Source organism: Bifidobacterium sp. (genome assembly GCF_022647885.1).
GTDB lineage: Bacteria > Actinomycetota > Actinomycetes > Actinomycetales > Bifidobacteriaceae > Bombiscardovia.
In genome coordinates this window covers 1,424,849-1,441,126 of the sequence record NZ_JALCLM010000001.1, presented here as the reverse complement: position 1 = coordinate 1,441,126, position 16,278 = coordinate 1,424,849, and the positions used below count along the sequence as shown (strand labels likewise).

Genomic DNA, 16,278 nt, shown 5'->3' with positions numbered 1-16,278 from the left:
AACAGAGACTCTCTCACTGACAGAAAATCCCTACACTAACGTCGTCTACCCGAGAAACTTTATTCCTCAGCTACGAGTTCAAGATAGCTGTCGTTCCAGAGATCCTCATCACCATCAGGCATCAATAGCACACGTTCGGGGTTTAATGCCAGCACAGCACCTTCATCGTGTGTAACCAATACAATTGCGCCTTCGTATTTTGAAATAGCCTTGAGGATTTCATCACGGCTGGCTGGATCAAGGTTGTTGGTGGGCTCGTCCAGCAGCAAAACATTTGCTCTGCTAGTAACTAAGGTTGCCAAAGCGAGTCGCGTTTTTTCACCACCAGATAGCACTGATGTTGGTTTCATAGCGTCATCACCTGAGAACAAGAAGGAGCCCAATATGGAGCGAGCCTGTGTGTCATCCAGATTCGGCGCAACCTGCTGTAAGTTTTCAAGCACACTCACGTTATTATCTAAGGTGTCATGTTCCTGAGCAAAATACCCAATCTTTGCACCATGACCGAATTCCACTTCACCTGTGTCTGCTTTATCTATGCCCGCAAGAAGTCTTAACGTTGTCGTTTTTCCAGCACCGTTGTAACCAAGAATCACCACACGCGAACCTTTATCTATAGCAAGATTAATGCCTGCGAACACGATGTTGGAGCCAAAGGCTTTGGAGATATCTTTCGCCATAATTGGCGTACGTCCGCAAGGTGCAGGTTCTGGGAACCGTAAGTCAGCTACCTTCTCAGCGCGCTGAGCATCTTCAGTGTTTTCCAATAATCGTTCGGCACGACGCATCATATTCTGTGCTGCCACAGCTTTTGTTGCCTTAGCGTGAAGGCGAATACCTTGCTTCATCAGCCGGTCTGCCTTTTTTTCAGCAACTTCACGTTCTCGACGACGACGTTCCTCATCAACCACACGCTGACGTAGATAAGCTTTCCACCCCAGCGCATACATATCGATCGCCCCACGCTGAGCGTCTAAATGCCATACTTTGTTGACAGTCTCATCAAGTAGCTCAGTGGAGTGGGAAATTACCATAAATCCACCTTCGAAACGTTTAAGATATTGTTTCAGCCACTCGATGGAATCGGCATCCAAATGGTTGGTGGGCTCGTCGAGAATCATGGTATCTGCATCGGAGAATAAGATTCTTGCCAATTCAATACGTCGTCGCTGACCACCAGAAAGTGTACCAAGCTCTCTATTGAGCACTTCCTGATCCAGACCTAGACTTTCCCCCATTTTAATTGCCTCAGACTGCGCCGAATACCCACCAGCATTTTCAAAGTCTTGCTGGGCTTTATCATATCGGCTCATGGCTTTTTCCATGATGTCAGGATCAGGGTTAGTCATATCCTGTTCAGACTTGCGAATTCTAGTAATAATTGATGAGATATCACGCGCACTCATAACACGGTCTATAGCGGTTTGATGCGGATCTGCAACGTGCGTGGACTGTGGGAGATAACCCAATTTTCCTGAGACCCTGACCTTGCCATCAGAAGGCAGCATATCCCCAGTAATTACTCTAGTTAGTGTGGTTTTCCCTGCTCCATTTCGACCAACTAAACCGATGCGGTCACCTTTAGCAACGTGAAAATCGGTGGGGGAAAGCAGCACGCGAGCTCCTATACGAATTTCTAGCCCCTGCGCCTCAATAGCCATGCCTCTACCGTCTTCCTGCTTATGTGTTGTATGAAATGGAAAATACCCAATCGTTTATCATAGCGAAGGGGTGTATATAACTGTTTCGGCTGAGTTGTGCCGCTACGGCGTACAGGCGTGTGGAGTACTTTATCTCGATTCCACACTGCTAGATTGTGACAATGTTTTTGTGTCTACGGACAATACTTGGTTCTCACGTATTCTTGAACCTAAGTATTGTCGGTATTAGCAAAGATCGCTCAATAAGTATGTTCATCATGGGGGAGTGTCAATGGAAATTACTGATGAATTATTCGAATCAGCGGTTCATGATGCCATTGCCAGTTTGCCACAAAGATTTCTTTCGGTGATGGATAACATAGTGGTTACGGTTGCAGATGAGGCTACTGAACAACAGCTCGGCCGAGGAAACAGTCCCGCGAATGAATTATTAGGGCTATATGAGGGAATTCCCCTTCCCCGACGAAGCTGGGGGTATGCAGGAGCATTACCTGATGTGATTACCATTTTTAAGGGACCACATATGCGACTTTGCAAATCACCTGAACAATTAGAAGATCAAATTCGCCGCACAGTATTGCATGAGATAGGGCATTACTTTGGTTTTGACGATGCTTATTTGCATTCTCATGGGTATTAAATGCTGCATTACTTGGCTCAGTTCGTACACGGGACATACCTACGCGCTGAGCGCATATTTCGAACACATGTTCGAAGCATATGATGTTTTGCGTTATGATATGACATGTTCGAATGGCTGCGTTGGTCGCAGGGCAACGCAATACCTTATACCACTCGAGCGAAGAGTCCTGTGGCCGTTGAGTTAACGCGTCACCAAGCAACACCACGCAGATACACAAGAATCGGAAGACAGTGGATCAGACAGCAGCAGCACAGCAATCGTCATTTCAACAGACGCTACAACATCCGCATATGGTGGCTGGTAAGGAATCACTTATCGCCGATATCAGCGAAGTGGCTAATGATCGCAAAATCGTTGTTCAAGGCGCTCGTGAGCACAACTTAAAAAATGTGGACCTTGCTTTTCCACGCAACCAGATGGTGGTGTTCACTGGTTTGTCTGGATCAGGCAAGTCTTCACTGGCGTTTGACACCTTATTTGCTGAAGGCCAACGCCGCTATGTGGAATCACTTTCTGCCTATGCTCGGCAATTTCTTGGTCAAATGGATAAACCTGATGTTGACTTTATTGAAGGTCTGAGTCCTGCGGTTTCTATCGATCAGAAAACCACTAATCGTAACCCGCGATCGACAGTCGGCACCATCACTGAAATTTATGATTACTTGCGTCTACTGTTCGCACGTACTGGCATTCCGCATTGCCCTGTGTGTGGTGAATTGGTTACAGCCCAAACTCCCCAACAAATCGTTGACTCTCTCCTCGGTAATACTGATGGGACTCGTTTTCAACTATTAGCTCCAGTGGTCACTGGACGAAAGGGAGAATTTGTAGAACTCATAGAAACTCTACGTTCTGATGGATATTCCCGAGCGGTCATTGACGGGAACATGGAACAACTTTCTGATGACATCAAACTCAGTAAACAGAAAAAACACACCATTGAAGTGGTTATTGATCGTTTGGTCATTAAAGAGGGCATCAGTCAACGCCTTACAGATTCTGTTGAAACTGCTCTGAAACTAGCACATGGCACGGTTGTTGCTGATTTTGTAGATCTCAAGCAACAGGATGCCAAGCGTCGACAGCCATTTTCAGAGCATCGTAGCTGTCCGAATGGCCATGCCCTTGAACTTGACGAAGTAGAGCCTCGCACCTTCTCCTTCAATGCCCCATATGGTGCATGCCCTGCGTGCACTGGATTAGGCTTTAGTCTTGAAATCGATCCAGAGCTAGTGGTTCCTGACCCAGACAAGTCCTTGGCAGACGGCGCGATTGAGCCTTGGGGAGGCACCAAAAGCACCTCGGAATATTATGAGCATTTACTAGATGCGTTAGCCCAGGAACTTGGCTTTTCAACGAAAACTCCGTGGAAGGAACTTCCTACTGATGTGCGGCATGCGGTGCTGTATGGTCACAATTTCAAAGTAAACGTTTCGTACCGCAATAGATGGGGACGGTTGCGTGAGTATTCCACAGGCTTTGAAGGTGTGATACATACTCTGATGCGGCGTCACGATGAAACCGATTCAGACCAGATGCGTCAATACTACGAATCATATATGCGAGAAATTCCTTGCCAAACATGCAAGGGCAAGCGCCTGAAACCTGAAGTTCTAGCCGTAACGGTGTCTGATAACTCAATAGCTGATGTATGCGATATGCCTATTGCCAAAAGCCTTGATTGGGTGGGGCAACTTCATTTGGAGGGTGCTGCAGCCAAAATCGCTGGCGAGGTACTTAAAGAGATTCGCGCACGTCTTGGCTTCCTTAACGATGTGGGTCTGGATTATCTTACTCTGTCGCGTGCGGCTGCAACCCTTTCTGGCGGTGAAGCTCAACGTATTCGTTTAGCCACCCAAATTGGTTCTGGTTTAGTTGGAGTGATGTATGTATTAGATGAGCCTTCTATTGGTCTTCACCAACGTGATAATGAACGCCTGATTCAAACCTTGCATCATCTAAGAGACCTTGGCAATACTCTGATTGTGGTGGAACATGATGAAGACACCATTATGGAAGCTGATTGGGTAGTTGATATTGGCCCCGGGGCAGGAGAACACGGCGGCAAAGTGATGTTTTCTGGCTTGTCGAAGGACTTAGTAAAGGCTCCTGGCTCCATCACCGGTGATTATATTGCTGGCAGACGTACTATCGAGGTCCCCAAGCACCGTAGGAAGATTCGCAAAAGCAAGCAACTCACCGTTATCGGTGCTAGAGAAAACAATTTGAAGAATCTCACTGCTCATATTCCACTGAATGTGTTGACAGTAATTTCAGGTGTCTCAGGTTCGGGTAAATCCACATTGATTAACTCTATTCTGTACCCTGTGTTGGCTGATCGTTTAAATGGCGCACGCATAGTCCCAGGAAAGCACACGCGCGTTGAAGGCGTGGAACAGTTACGCAAAGTCATTCATGTTGATCAAAATCCTATAGGACGCACTCCACGTTCGAATCCTGCTACATATACTGGTGTGTGGGATAAAATTAGGCAACTCTTTGCTAAGACACCGGAGGCACAGGTTCGTGGTTACGGACCTGGACGATTCTCTTTTAATGTCAAGGGTGGAAGATGTGAGGCTTGTCATGGAGACGGCACGCTTAAAATTGAGATGAACTTCTTACCTGATGTCTATGTGGAATGTGAAGTATGTCATGGACAGCGATATAACCGCGAAACACTTGACATCAGATACAACGGCAAATCTGTGGCTGATGTACTCAATATGCCTATTGAAGAAGCTGCTGATTTCTTCTCAGCGTACCCATCAATTGCCAGATATCTGAGGACTTTAGTTGATGTAGGTCTTGGATATATTCGTTTGGGGCAGCCAGCACCAACACTGTCTGGCGGTGAGTCCCAGCGTGTAAAACTTGCCACTGAATTACAAAAACGCTCAGACGGCACCACCGCGTATATTCTTGACGAACCCACAACAGGTTTACATTTTGAAGATGTTCGAAAATTACTTCAGGTATTGCAAGGTCTTGTAGACAAAGGCAATACTGTGATTGTTATTGAGCATAATCTCGATGTGATTAAAAGTGCTGATTGGATTATTGATCTCGGACCTGAGGGCGGCGATAAGGGTGGCACCATCGTTGCTGAAGGAACCCCAGAGAATATAGCAACAAAGAAATCAAGCTGGACGGGGCGCTACCTAGCGAAGACATTGAAAGACTAAAGGTGTGTACTCATGACTTCTGGTATCTTCGAGCGGCATTCAAGCGAGGTATGGAGGAAAACTGCCTCTGCGCTCGTGCAAACGAATGCCGGTGGGGATGTACCGCACGAACATCAGCTCAATAGCAATGGAGCTCCACTACTTGGTGATAGTCGAGACGGTTTCCGACCGAAAGCTTCGGATATACCGGCTGAACCAGGAGTCTACAAATGGAGAGATTCAGAGTCCAGAGTTATTTATGTAGGTAAGGCAAAAAACCTGCGCAACCGTCTGAGCAACTATTTTCAGCCGTTGATTCAGCTCCACCCACGAACACAGACCATGGTGCTCACAGCACGCAGTCTTGAATGGACTGTTGTTGGTACTGAGCTAGAAGCTCTGACACTTGAATACACGTGGATTAAAGAATTTGATCCCCGCTTCAATGTGGTTTTCAGAGACGATAAGACTTATCCGTACCTGGCAATATCTGTTGGCGAAAAGGTACCGAGAATCTGGATCACACGCAGTAGGAAACGTCGAGATACCAGATACTTCGGCCCTTATGCAAAAGTCTGGGACGTTCGACAAACCTTGGATAGATTACTCAAAAGTTTTCCAGTGCGGACATGCACTCCTGGTGTATTTCGGCGCGCGCAACTCAGCCAACGGCCTTGCCTACTGGCGTCAATAGGAAAATGCTCAGCACCATGCGTTGAACGTATCGACTTAAACGAACATCGAAAGATGTGTGAACAACTCATTGGGGTGATGACAGGACGTTTAGGACGTCCATTTCAAGCTAATCTCACGTCTCAGATGAAAGAAGCAAGCACCAACCTGAATTTTGAGCAAGCAGCCAGATTACGTGATCAAATAGCTATGTTAAATACGGTTATCGAACAGAACGCAGTGGTGTTCGATTCAGATGTTGATGCCGATGTATTTGGTTTAGCGAGTGATGAATTAGAAGCTTCTGTACATGCATTTTTTGTCAGAGCTGGTTCAATCCGAGGTGAACGGAGCTGGAGCGTTGAACGTGTTGAGGATGTCTCAGACGAGGAACTTGTAGGAGACCTCATAACCCAAGTCTATTCAACATTGGTTGAGGAAGTTTATGGGGAGCAATCAGCGGACAGCTCTCAAATCAGTGATGATATCGCTAATAATATGGATCAGTCTGATGCCTCAGAGACCGAAGCAATAGAGCCCAAGAAATCTAAACAACAACACGCTGCCGGCATAACAATATCCACAGAGCGTGAAGCATTTGGCAGCACTCAGCAAGCCACTGCTGTTGATAGTTTGGCGCGATCAAGAGCAACTAAATCACGTCGAGCTCACAAGGAAATGACAGGACGGGACGACTTATTGGAGCCGATTGCTCCGATTCCAAGAGAGATCATATTGCCCATGGAGCCCAGTAAAAGCAAACAGCTGGAAGCGTGGCTCAGCGAACAACGCGGCGCAGTAGTCAATATACGTGTGCCCATGCGTGGTGAAAAACGAGCATTAATGGATCGAGCAACAGCGAATGCTCAACAATCCCTGCAACGCAGCAAAATGAGTCGTATCAGTGACATGGGTGCCCGTACAAAAGCTATGAATGATCTTGCCAGTGCCCTCGGTTTAGATAAAGCTCCCTTGCGCATAGAATGCTACGACATTTCCAACACCATTGCAGGCGCCTTTCAGGTTGCTTCAATGGTTGTTTTCGAAGATGCAGTTGCAAAAAAATCTGAATATCGTCGTTTTTCGATTAGGGGCAACAACGGAGAAGGCGCAGTTGACGATACTGCAGCAATCTATGAGACCATCAGTAGACGATTCAGTCACGGAAATGTTGCGGGCGATTCAGGTGACAGCATTGACAACGAACGACTGATACAACGTTCAGGTGTCGACCAGTCCCAAGCACAATCTCAAGAAGGCATTGTTCAGCAGCAAGTTCAATCGCATCGCTTTGCATATAAACCTAATCTTGTGGTCGTTGATGGTGGTAAGCCCCAAGTGTCTGCCGCTGCACGAGCTATGGCGGATCAAGGTGTGAAGGATGTTGCCGTCTGCGGTCTTGCAAAACGGCTTGAAGAGGTATGGCTGCCAGATGAAGATTACCCTCTTATTCTCAAACGACAGTCTGAAAGTATGTATCTATTGCAGCGTGTGCGCGATGAATCACACCGTTTTGCTATTACCTATCACAGACAGAAACGTCGAAAAGGAGCGTTGCGCTCAGCATTGGATGGAATTCCTGGTGTCGGCGAATCCTTCCAAAAACGTTTGTTAAGTCATTTTGGATCAGTCAGAGCTATGAGAGAAGCCAGTGTTGATGATCTCAAAAAGGTCAAGGGGATTGGTACGAATAAGGCACAGGTCATATTTGACGCGCTTCATGCTGATGAACAATAGCAGTCATGATCTGCGATATTAGCGATTGAGAGTTATTGTATTTGTGGCTCAACCCGTTATTATCCGCTAACTATTGGTGGAACAGTATGTTGTATGGAACACCGCCTGCAACAAGTGTTCGCTAGTATTTATACTGAGCCTAGGAGGTATTCGTGCAGACATACAAGCATCGTTGTGCTGTGTTAGGTAAGCCCATAGCCCATTCCTTGTCACCAGTGCTGCACATGGCTGCATACCAGCGCTTAGGGTTATTACAGTGGCAATATGAGCGATGCGAAGTAGGGGTTGACAACCTCGAACAGTTTTTGGACTCGCTTGATTCACAGTGGGCTGGGCTGAGCTTAACAATGCCTCTCAAAAAAGCGGTGATGTCTCTGGGAAAACCATCAGACACATGGTCTTCTAAACTAGGTGTAGCAAATACAGCTATTTTGGATTGGTCTATGTCACCACAATCACCCACAATATCGTTATATAACACTGATGTACAAGGCATCGCGACTGCACTTAAGCACCACTCATGCAATCAACAATGTGCAGACAGCAAGAATCCTGCTGTCCTTGCTCCCGTGAAAAATGACATACAAAATTTCCATACAGCCTTACTCCTCGGTAACGGGAGCACTGCGACTTCAGCCTTAGCAGCGTGCATCGAGCTTGGTATTGAAGACGTACTTATATGTGCACGCCATCCAGAAAAATCAACTGCATTGCTTGATCTAGCGGCACAATTCGATATAGCCTGCGCTGTCAAGCCGTTAACTGAGGCTGCAACAAATACCTCAGGAAAAGATGTCGTTATCAGTACTCTTCCCGCCCACGCAGCAGACGCTTTTGCTGAGCAGTTACTGGAATGCTCGAAAGGAATACACGGCGGAGTGTTCCTTGATGTGGTGTATGACCCCAGACCAACGGCAGCAATGAGTGCATGGCGTACTTTGGGTGCTCAGGCCATAGGCGGTGAGATGATGCTCTTGTATCAGGCAATTCCACAAGTGGCTCTGATGACGAAGCTTGGCGAGCAAGGCCTACCCGCTGATATAGATGCAGCTATGCTCCAAGCACTTCAGGAGGTGTTGTGATGACTCACGCAGATGGTATGACCTCGGATGATGAGAAGAATTCAAAGATCTTGCCTGCGCCAGCAGATGATTTTGAGGTCTTATTAATCACCGGTATGTCAGGAGCAGGACGCTCTCGGGCTGCTAACAGTGTTGAGGATATGGGTTGGTATGTAGTTGATAATCTTCCACCTAAACTACTGATTCCTCTTGTTGACATGATGACCTCTTCGGGTTCAAAGGTGCACAAGTTAGCTGCTGTTATCGATGTGCGGTCGAGAGCCTATTTCGAAGATTTGGCAGCAGTACTGAGTCACTTAGATGATTTAGGCGTGAAATATCGCATTCTCTTCCTTGATGCGGATGACGAAATATTGATCACTCGCTACGAGTCAGTACGTAGACCTCATCCCTTACAACACGGTAGAAGATTAGTAGACGGTATTCATGAGGAACGCGAACTGCTCGCACATCTTAAAGAGCGCGCTGATGTGGTTATCGATACCACACGGTTAAGTATCCACCAATTGTCAACCAAGCTGTATGACGCTTTGCTTGGCACTGGTCCTACGACTGTTTCGGTACATATTTTTAGCTTTGGGTTCAAATATGGCGTGCCACTAGATGCGGACTTCGTTGCAGACATGAGATTCTTGCCCAATCCATTTTGGGTTCCTGAGTTGCGCGATTTAACTGGTATGAATAAAGCAGTAAGTGATTATGTGCTGACTAGTGCTGGTGCTCAGGAATTTTTAGAATCGTACACGCAGGCAATACTCACAGCAATACGTGGATACTCTCGTGAGGATAAGCACTTTGTCACTATTGCGATAGGTTGCACTGGTGGACAACACCGCTCAGTGGCTATGAGCGAAGAACTCGCTAAACGCCTTCGTAACCACGGCCTCAGTGTCACGGTTTCTGCACGCGAACTACATAGGCACCGCAATTAAACCCGTAAAAGCAAAAATCCTTAAGAGAAATATACGCGAATCTGTTAGTTACAAACTAATCTTGTTTCTCGCAGGGCATCCACATTGCGAAATACGTGTGTCCAAGAAGCAGCGAATGCTTCAAAGTTGTCCAAGATGTTCTGTATCACAGATAGCCGGTGGCTTTTCAGATAGGATGCTGAAAAGCTCAGAAACAATTAGTAACGCAAAACTGTAGGAGGTTGGCTATTGGCTCTATTGGATGATGTCAAGAGCGAACTTGCCGCAATCGACAATGAACTTCCTGCAGCGAAGAAAGCACAGGCAGCCACAATGATTCGCTTCGGTGGCGGTCTGCATCTGGTTCAACGGCATATTGTGGTTGAGGCACAGTTCGATTCCCTTGATTCTGCGAAATGGCTACAACAGGCCATTAAGGAAATTTACGGTCACAGCTCTGATGTCATTGAGGTCGCTCGCCAAGCACCGAGCGGGAACAATATCCGGTATTCGGTTAGAGTCTTACGTGCTGGCGGCGCTCTAGCGCTGCAAACCGGATTATTAGATCGTCGTAAGCGACCTGTGAGGGGACTCCCAGCCGATATCATCAGTGGGAATATCGCTCAGGTTAAAGCCGCTTGGCGAGGTGCTTTCTTAGCTCATGGAGAACTATCCGATCCAGGCAAGGCTAGTTATCTGGAAATTGTTTGCCCTGGTTCAGAGGCGGCATTAGCTTTAGTAGGTGCGGCTCGTCGTTTGGGTATCAATGCCAAGGCTCGTCAAGTACGTAGCTCTGAACGCGTTACCCTTCGTGATCCTGATGCTATTGAACGTATGCTCAACCTCATCGGTGCTCCAAAATCTGCTCGAGAGTGGACAGGTAAGCGCAACGATGGTGAGTCAAGAGGCAAAGCCAATAGACTGGCTAATTTCGACGATGCGAATATGCGCAGGAGTGCCAAAGCGGCCGTCGAAGCTAGTGAGAAAGTCATGGAGGCTTTCAAACTGTTGGGTGATAATATTCCAGATAATTTACGAGCAGCCGGTCAGCTAAGGATTGACCATAGAGATGCAAGTCTGGAAGAGCTGGGGAGGCTGGCGGACCCGCCAGTTACTAAAGATGCGATCGCTGGGCGTATACGACGCTTACTGCAGCTCGCAGCAAAGGTTAAAAAACAGCGTTCACAGCAATAGCCAACTAAGTAGCAACTTCGGGTGCATTGAAGCCCGTTGATAGCAGATGAGGCACCAAGCAAAGCTTGGTGCCTCATCTGCTATAGTGCCTGCGCTTGTGTAGGGATATCATGCTTATTTTCAAGTAGGTCTATGACAGAAATGGCAGAATTCCAGAATATACCAGCCTAATCTCGCACTCAGCTTCACTACAATCCCTACACCAATGACGATGTCGATTATCAGAGACACGAAAACTGTAAATATACACACAACTCAGCTATTTTCAACACCGCAAATATGTTCTAATGTTTGTTGCTCAGTATAGAATCCCTTATGGCGTCATCATGCGCCTTAATACTTTCTGTGGCGGGTACGACCACAAGAGGCTACCTCAGACACAGCTAGGAAAGGATAGTTCATGAAAACACTGAAAGATCTCGGAAATCTGCAAGGCAAGCGAGTTCTTGTACGCGCTGATTTCAATGTTCCGCTAGATGGCACAACCATCACCGATGATGGCCGGATCAGGGCCGCTTTGCCTACCATTAACGCTTTGCGCGAGCAGGGTGCGAAGGTTATACTCATGGCACATTTGGGACGCCCCAAGGGCAAGGTTGTTCCTGAGCTTAGTCTTGCGCCCGTTGCTAAGCGCTTAGGTGAGCTTCTGGATACTCCAGTTAATCTGGCAACTGATACCTATGGCGAAGATGCACAGAAGAAGGTGGCCGCACTCAATAATGGTGAGGTCCTGTTACTTGAAAACGTTCGCTTCAACCCTGAAGAAACCAGCAAGGACGACAGTGAGCGCGCTGCTTATGCCAAGAAGATTGCAGCGCTTGGTGACGTTTTCGTGTCTGATGGCTTTGGTGTGGTCCACCGCGCTCAAGGCTCGAACTATGATGTGGCCGCTGATTTGCCTTCTGCAGCGGGTCTTTTGGTCGAGAAAGAAGTTACTGCACTATCCAAGGCCACAGTCAATCCTGAGAGGCCATTTACCGTTGTACTTGGCGGCTCAAAGGTATCCGACAAGCTTGGCGTTATCGAAAATCTGCTCAGCAAAGCTAATCGTCTAATCATCGGTGGCGGCATGGTTTACACCTTCTTGAAAGCCCAAGGCTATGAAGTTGGCAAGTCCTTGCTCGAAGAGGATCAAGTTGATGTCGTTAAGGGTTATATCGCCAAGGCTGAAGAAAATGGCGTAGAGCTCGTGCTCCCAACAGATATCGTTGTTGCTGATACTTTTGCTGCTGATTCACCGTACGAGACCGTTGCAGCTCAAGCTATTCCTGCAGACAAGATGGGTCTTGATATTGGTCCGGATTCACAGAAGCTGTTCCACGACAAGATTGTTGAGTCCAAAACTGTTGTTTGGAATGGCCCAATGGGTGTATTTGAGTTCCCAGCATTCGCAGCTGGTACCAAGGCTGTAGCACAAGGACTAATCGATGCCACTAAGGCCGGAGCATTTACCATCGTTGGCGGCGGCGACTCAGCTTCAGCTGTACGAAATCTTGGTTTCCCTGAAGAGGGATTCTCACATATCTCAACCGGTGGCGGCGCGTCTCTTGAACTTCTTGAAGGTAAAGAGCTTCCTGGTCTGAAGGTTATTGAGTAAATGATGTACTTGCTCAAGCTTGAACTTTCGGCCTTGAGCAAGTAGCTGCGCTTCTTGTTCACACAGCCAACAGCTAACATCCGACACCAGCCCTACAACTCGTTTGGGCTGGTGTCGTTTACTGTGACAGGTCTACCACGATGAAAAACACAGAGTAATTCCACGCGGAGCGCAGAACAGTCGCCTATGATGAACAGGTATATTGGCTTAGTATGTGCAGTTGCGAAATAATTTTCGCTTTATCGAGCAGAGATTAGGTTGGGAAGGCGTGAGTGATGGCAAGAGTTCCGCTTATTGCGGGCAATTGGAAGATGAACTTGGATCATCTGGAAGCCACGTATTTCGTGCAGAAATTAGCGTGGATACTTCGCGACGCTCATTTTGATTTTCGTCATTGCGAAGTCGTTCTTTTCCCTGCATTCACATCACTACGAAGCGTGGAAGTCCTTGTAGAAGCTGATAACCTGCATATTCGCTACGGTGCTCAATCTGTTTCAGTTACCTCACAGGGTGCTTTTACTGGTGATGTTTCAGCAGATATGCTGTCTCAGCTGCATTGCTCATATGTCATTGTTGGCCACTCAGAGCGCCGTAAATATCATCCTGAAGACGATGCAAATATTGTGGATCAAGTCAGAGCAGTACTTGCAGCAGGGATGCAGCCAATCCTATGTGTGGGAGAAAGCTTCGAAGAACGACGTAAAGGTATTGAGCTGGAATTCGCAGTCGGACAGGTACACGATGTGACACGAGATCTCAACGAAGCGGAGGCCGAGTCTCTGATTATTGCTTACGAACCAGTATGGGCGATAGGAAGCGGGATGGTAGCTACGCCTCAATCTGCACAAGATGCAGCAAAGGCTATTCGCGAACATATGAGAAGCGCATTTAATGACCGTGTAGCTAATCAGGTACGCATACTCTATGGCGGTTCAGTAAGTTCGCAGAATGCCGCGCAGCTCATTCAAGAGAGAGATGTAGATGGATTCCTTGTGGGCGGAGCCTCGTTAGAAGTTGAAGAATTCTCAAAAATCGCTCGAATTGCGCAAAAACATTCTTTTTCGCGTTAAAGCAACGATAATCCCTGATGTGCTGTATCCTTGCAAGAGTTAGAAAAACGTGGAGGTTCCTGTGGCTATTTTCAAGATCGTTCTTGAAGTCATCGTTGTTATCGCAAGTGTATTGTTAACACTGCTGATTCTGATGCATAAAGGTAAAGGCGGAGGTCTTTCCGACATGTTTGGTGGCGGGATTAACTCCAACGCCGGAACTTCCGGTGTTGCAGAGAAGAACTTGAACCGCATCACCATTATTGTTGCGCTTATTTGGGTGGCAATTATTATTGCTCTCGGATTGATGTACAAATACAACATAGGTTGATTACATGAGTTATGGTGCAATCTCCGGCTTGCATCATAGTAAATCTCGTAGTTCATTCAGGCACCGCAGCCATATAGCTGCGGTGCTCTTGTATATCTGGCATTCTTGAAGAAGGACGACATGAAAAATCAGCATCCTCTCAGACTTATTGTTGCCGATCTTGACGGAACTTTGCTGCACGATGGAGTTTCATTCGAAACTAGAGCACTGACCGAGCGCACCATCACAGCTGTCACCGAAGCTCACGATGCTGGTATCAGAATTGCTGTAGCTACCGCACGACCGGTGCGTACCAGCTGGGATATTGTCCATCAGATCCCTGTAGATGCCTGCGTATACCTCAATGGGGCATTAATTGATTTGTCTCCATCGCAATCAAGCTATGCCTTGCTGACTGCTAGCAGTGAGGACACACATGCTCAAAAAAGCAAACATCTGCGTCGCTTTGGATTTTCTTCGGGTCGAGCCCGTCAAGTGTGTACAGAACTATTGTCAGTAATTCCAAATCTCCGATTAGGCGTGGTAATGAATGATCAGCGCTATACCAACTTTGATATTCATATCATTTGGCCCCAAGAGGAATGCCATTTGACCGATTTTACTGATTTGCCTCAGGGACGAGTCGATAAAATCATCATTTTTCCACGTAAACAAGAAATCACTACTCTGCGAGCATCTTTGCCAAGAGATTTTGAGCTCCATATCAGTGAGGGCAGCATGTGGATGTTAATGAATCCACAAGCCAACAAGCGATCAGCTTTACAAATGATGTGCGCGCACATGCAGCTGCCACTTTCGCAAGTTGCCGCCTTCGGTGATGACGCTATCGATATCTCGATGTTACAAGCGGCTGGTATTGGTGTCGCGGTTTCAAACGCTATACCTGAGGTGCTTCGCGCTGCGGATCAAATCTGCCCCTCCAATAATGACGATGGTGTTGCTGAATGGATTGATACTGCTCTGAAAACATCGTGAGTCAGGATTCTATAAAGCAGCATACGCTTCACATCAATGCCGTGATAGGGAAGTGCGTGCATACACTTTGGCCCCTGTCCTCAATTCCTTGAGGACAGGGGCCAAAGAATACTACTTGGCGCGTTTAGCCCTTATATTTCAGGCGTTCACGCGGTCAATGCCAGCTTGTACATCGGAGAGCACTGAATCCCATGAAGCAATGAAGGAAGCAACACCGTCAGCCTCAAGCTTGTCAGTGACATCCTTGATGCTGATGCCGAGCTCTTCAAGCTTCTCCATCACGGAGTGGCTCTCTTCGTATGTGCCCTCGATTGAAGGAGCACCATTGCCGTGTGCTGCAAGAGCGTCAAGAGTCTTCTCAGGCATGGTGTTGACGATGTCCTTGGCGACGAGTTCATCAACATACTTGCAATCGGAGTAAGCGGCGTTCTTGGTACCTGTTGAAGCCCACAGTGGACGCTGGCGGCGTGCACCCTTGGCCTCAAGATCGGCCCAACGAGGATCCTCGTTGAACTTCTTCTCGAAGAGCTCGTATGCGAGACGTGCGTTAGCAACAGCTGCCTTGCCTTCGAGTTCCTTGGCTTCTACGGAACCATTAGCTTCAAGCAGCTTGTCTACGGCGCTGTCAACACGGGAAACGAAGAAGGAAGCAACTGAACCCATGTGCTTGAGGTCATGACCGTTTGCATCAGCCTGTGCGATACCTTCGATGAAGGCATCGATGACCTGCTCATAACGCTCGAGCGAGAAGATCAGGGTAACGTTCACGGAGATACCCTTTGACAGGGTGGCGGTGATGGCTGGAAGACCTTCAAGGGTTGCAGGGATCTTAATCATCGCATTTGGACGATCAACCTTTTCCCACAGCTCCACGGCCTGCTTAGCAGTGTTATCAGTATCGTGTGCCAGACGAGGATCAACCTCGATAGAAACACGGCCATCTACATAATCGGTGCTCTCTGCAACGTCACGGAAGATGTCTGTGGCATTACGAACATCGGTTGTGGTCAGTTCACGAACGGCAGTCTCAACATCAACCTTGCCAAGTTCCTTGAGCTGAGCATCATATGGGCCAACCTGGCTCAGAGCCTTTTGGAAGATTGAAGGGTTGGTAGTAACGCCAACGACGTTCTTCTCAGCAATGAGCTTTTGCAAGCTTCCTGATTCAATGCGAGTACGGCTCAGATCGTCGAGCCAAATGGACACACCGGAATCGCTGGTGCGCTGAGTGTTTTCATTCTGTGCCATTATTTCTCCTTGTT

The 16,278-nt window shown here is 47.5% G+C and carries 12 protein-coding genes; 10 read left to right on the top strand and 2 right to left on the bottom strand.

What is annotated here, in order from left to right; genetic code table 11:
• Positions 1 to 59: 59 nt before the first annotated feature.
• Positions 60 to 1,661, bottom strand: a complete 1,602-nt coding sequence (locus LKI20_RS06220) for an ABC-F family ATP-binding cassette domain-containing protein (RefSeq protein ID WP_291771659.1) — start codon at positions 1,659 to 1,661, stop codon at positions 60 to 62.
• 271 nt (positions 1,662 to 1,932) lie between these two features.
• On the opposite strand from LKI20_RS06220, the gene LKI20_RS06215 reads away from it, so the two are divergent.
• From LKI20_RS06215 to LKI20_RS06170, 10 genes are all read left to right on the top strand, one after another.
• A complete protein-coding gene (locus LKI20_RS06215) occupies positions 1,933 to 2,301 on the top strand; it encodes a metallopeptidase family protein (RefSeq protein WP_291771656.1) in 369 nt (122 codons plus the stop codon).
• A gap of 293 nt (positions 2,302 to 2,594) precedes the next feature.
• Complete coding sequence (gene uvrA / locus LKI20_RS06210) at positions 2,595 to 5,489, top strand: excinuclease ABC subunit UvrA (protein ID WP_291773405.1); 2,895 nt, start codon at positions 2,595 to 2,597, stop codon at positions 5,487 to 5,489.
• A gap of 12 nt (positions 5,490 to 5,501) precedes the next feature.
• Positions 5,502 to 7,877: an excinuclease ABC subunit UvrC gene (gene uvrC / locus LKI20_RS06205; protein ID WP_291771654.1), complete on the top strand. Its 2,376-nt coding sequence runs from the start codon at positions 5,502 to 5,504 to the stop codon at positions 7,875 to 7,877.
• A gap of 152 nt (positions 7,878 to 8,029) precedes the next feature.
• The gene (locus LKI20_RS06200; RefSeq protein WP_291771651.1) at positions 8,030 to 8,959 is read left to right on the top strand and encodes a shikimate dehydrogenase family protein; all 930 of its coding nucleotides are present in this window, start codon (positions 8,030 to 8,032) and stop codon (positions 8,957 to 8,959) included.
• A gap of 17 nt (positions 8,960 to 8,976) precedes the next feature.
• Positions 8,977 to 9,891: an RNase adapter RapZ gene (rapZ, locus tag LKI20_RS06195; RefSeq protein ID WP_291773403.1), complete on the top strand. Its 915-nt coding sequence runs from the start codon at positions 8,977 to 8,979 to the stop codon at positions 9,889 to 9,891.
• Positions 9,892 to 10,119: 228 nt separating this feature from the next.
• Complete coding sequence (gene whiA / locus LKI20_RS06190) at positions 10,120 to 11,064, top strand: DNA-binding protein WhiA (RefSeq protein ID WP_291771649.1); 945 nt, start codon at positions 10,120 to 10,122, stop codon at positions 11,062 to 11,064.
• A 400-nt stretch (positions 11,065 to 11,464) separates the two neighbouring features.
• The gene (locus LKI20_RS06185) at positions 11,465 to 12,661 is read left to right on the top strand and encodes a phosphoglycerate kinase (RefSeq protein WP_291771646.1); all 1,197 of its coding nucleotides are present in this window, start codon (positions 11,465 to 11,467) and stop codon (positions 12,659 to 12,661) included.
• A 275-nt stretch (positions 12,662 to 12,936) separates the two neighbouring features.
• Positions 12,937 to 13,731 (top strand): triose-phosphate isomerase, encoded by a 795-nt coding sequence (tpiA, locus tag LKI20_RS06180; RefSeq protein ID WP_291771643.1) that lies wholly within the window; start codon positions 12,937 to 12,939, stop codon positions 13,729 to 13,731.
• Positions 13,732 to 13,792: 61 nt separating this feature from the next.
• Positions 13,793 to 14,041, top strand: coding sequence for a preprotein translocase subunit SecG (secG, locus tag LKI20_RS06175; protein WP_291771640.1), 249 nt, complete (start codon positions 13,793 to 13,795; stop codon positions 14,039 to 14,041).
• A 120-nt stretch (positions 14,042 to 14,161) separates the two neighbouring features.
• Positions 14,162 to 15,016 (top strand): HAD family hydrolase, encoded by an 855-nt coding sequence (locus tag LKI20_RS06170; protein ID WP_291771637.1) that lies wholly within the window; start codon positions 14,162 to 14,164, stop codon positions 15,014 to 15,016.
• A 138-nt stretch (positions 15,017 to 15,154) separates the two neighbouring features.
• Here LKI20_RS06170 and tal read toward each other — a convergent pair whose 3' ends face one another.
• Positions 15,155 to 16,264 carry a transaldolase gene (gene tal / locus LKI20_RS06165; protein ID WP_291771635.1) on the bottom strand — a complete coding sequence of 370 codons (1,110 nt, stop codon included), beginning with the start codon at positions 16,262 to 16,264 and terminating at the stop codon, positions 15,155 to 15,157.
• Positions 16,265 to 16,278: the final 14 nt, after the last annotated feature.

What these genes read in the sequence shown, in the direction of transcription:
- tal (WP_291771635.1), bottom strand. Translation starts at nt 16,264, where the DNA reads ATGGCACAGAATGAAAACACTCAGCGCACCAGCGATTCCGGTGTGTCC.
- LKI20_RS06185 (WP_291771646.1), top strand. Translation starts at nt 11,465, where the DNA reads ATGAAAACACTGAAAGATCTCGGAAATCTGCAAGGCAAGCGAGTTCTT.
- LKI20_RS06170 (WP_291771637.1), top strand. Translation starts at nt 14,162, where the DNA reads ATGAAAAATCAGCATCCTCTCAGACTTATTGTTGCCGATCTTGACGGA.
- tpiA (WP_291771643.1), top strand. Translation starts at nt 12,937, where the DNA reads ATGGCAAGAGTTCCGCTTATTGCGGGCAATTGGAAGATGAACTTGGAT.
- LKI20_RS06220 (WP_291771659.1), bottom strand. Translation starts at nt 1,661, where the DNA reads ATGGCTATTGAGGCGCAGGGGCTAGAAATTCGTATAGGAGCTCGCGTG.
- uvrA (WP_291773405.1), top strand. Translation starts at nt 2,595, where the DNA reads ATGGTGGCTGGTAAGGAATCACTTATCGCCGATATCAGCGAAGTGGCT.
- uvrC (WP_291771654.1), top strand. Translation starts at nt 5,502, where the DNA reads ATGACTTCTGGTATCTTCGAGCGGCATTCAAGCGAGGTATGGAGGAAA.
- rapZ (WP_291773403.1), top strand. Translation starts at nt 8,977, where the DNA reads ATGACCTCGGATGATGAGAAGAATTCAAAGATCTTGCCTGCGCCAGCA.
- LKI20_RS06215 (WP_291771656.1), top strand. Translation starts at nt 1,933, where the DNA reads ATGGAAATTACTGATGAATTATTCGAATCAGCGGTTCATGATGCCATT.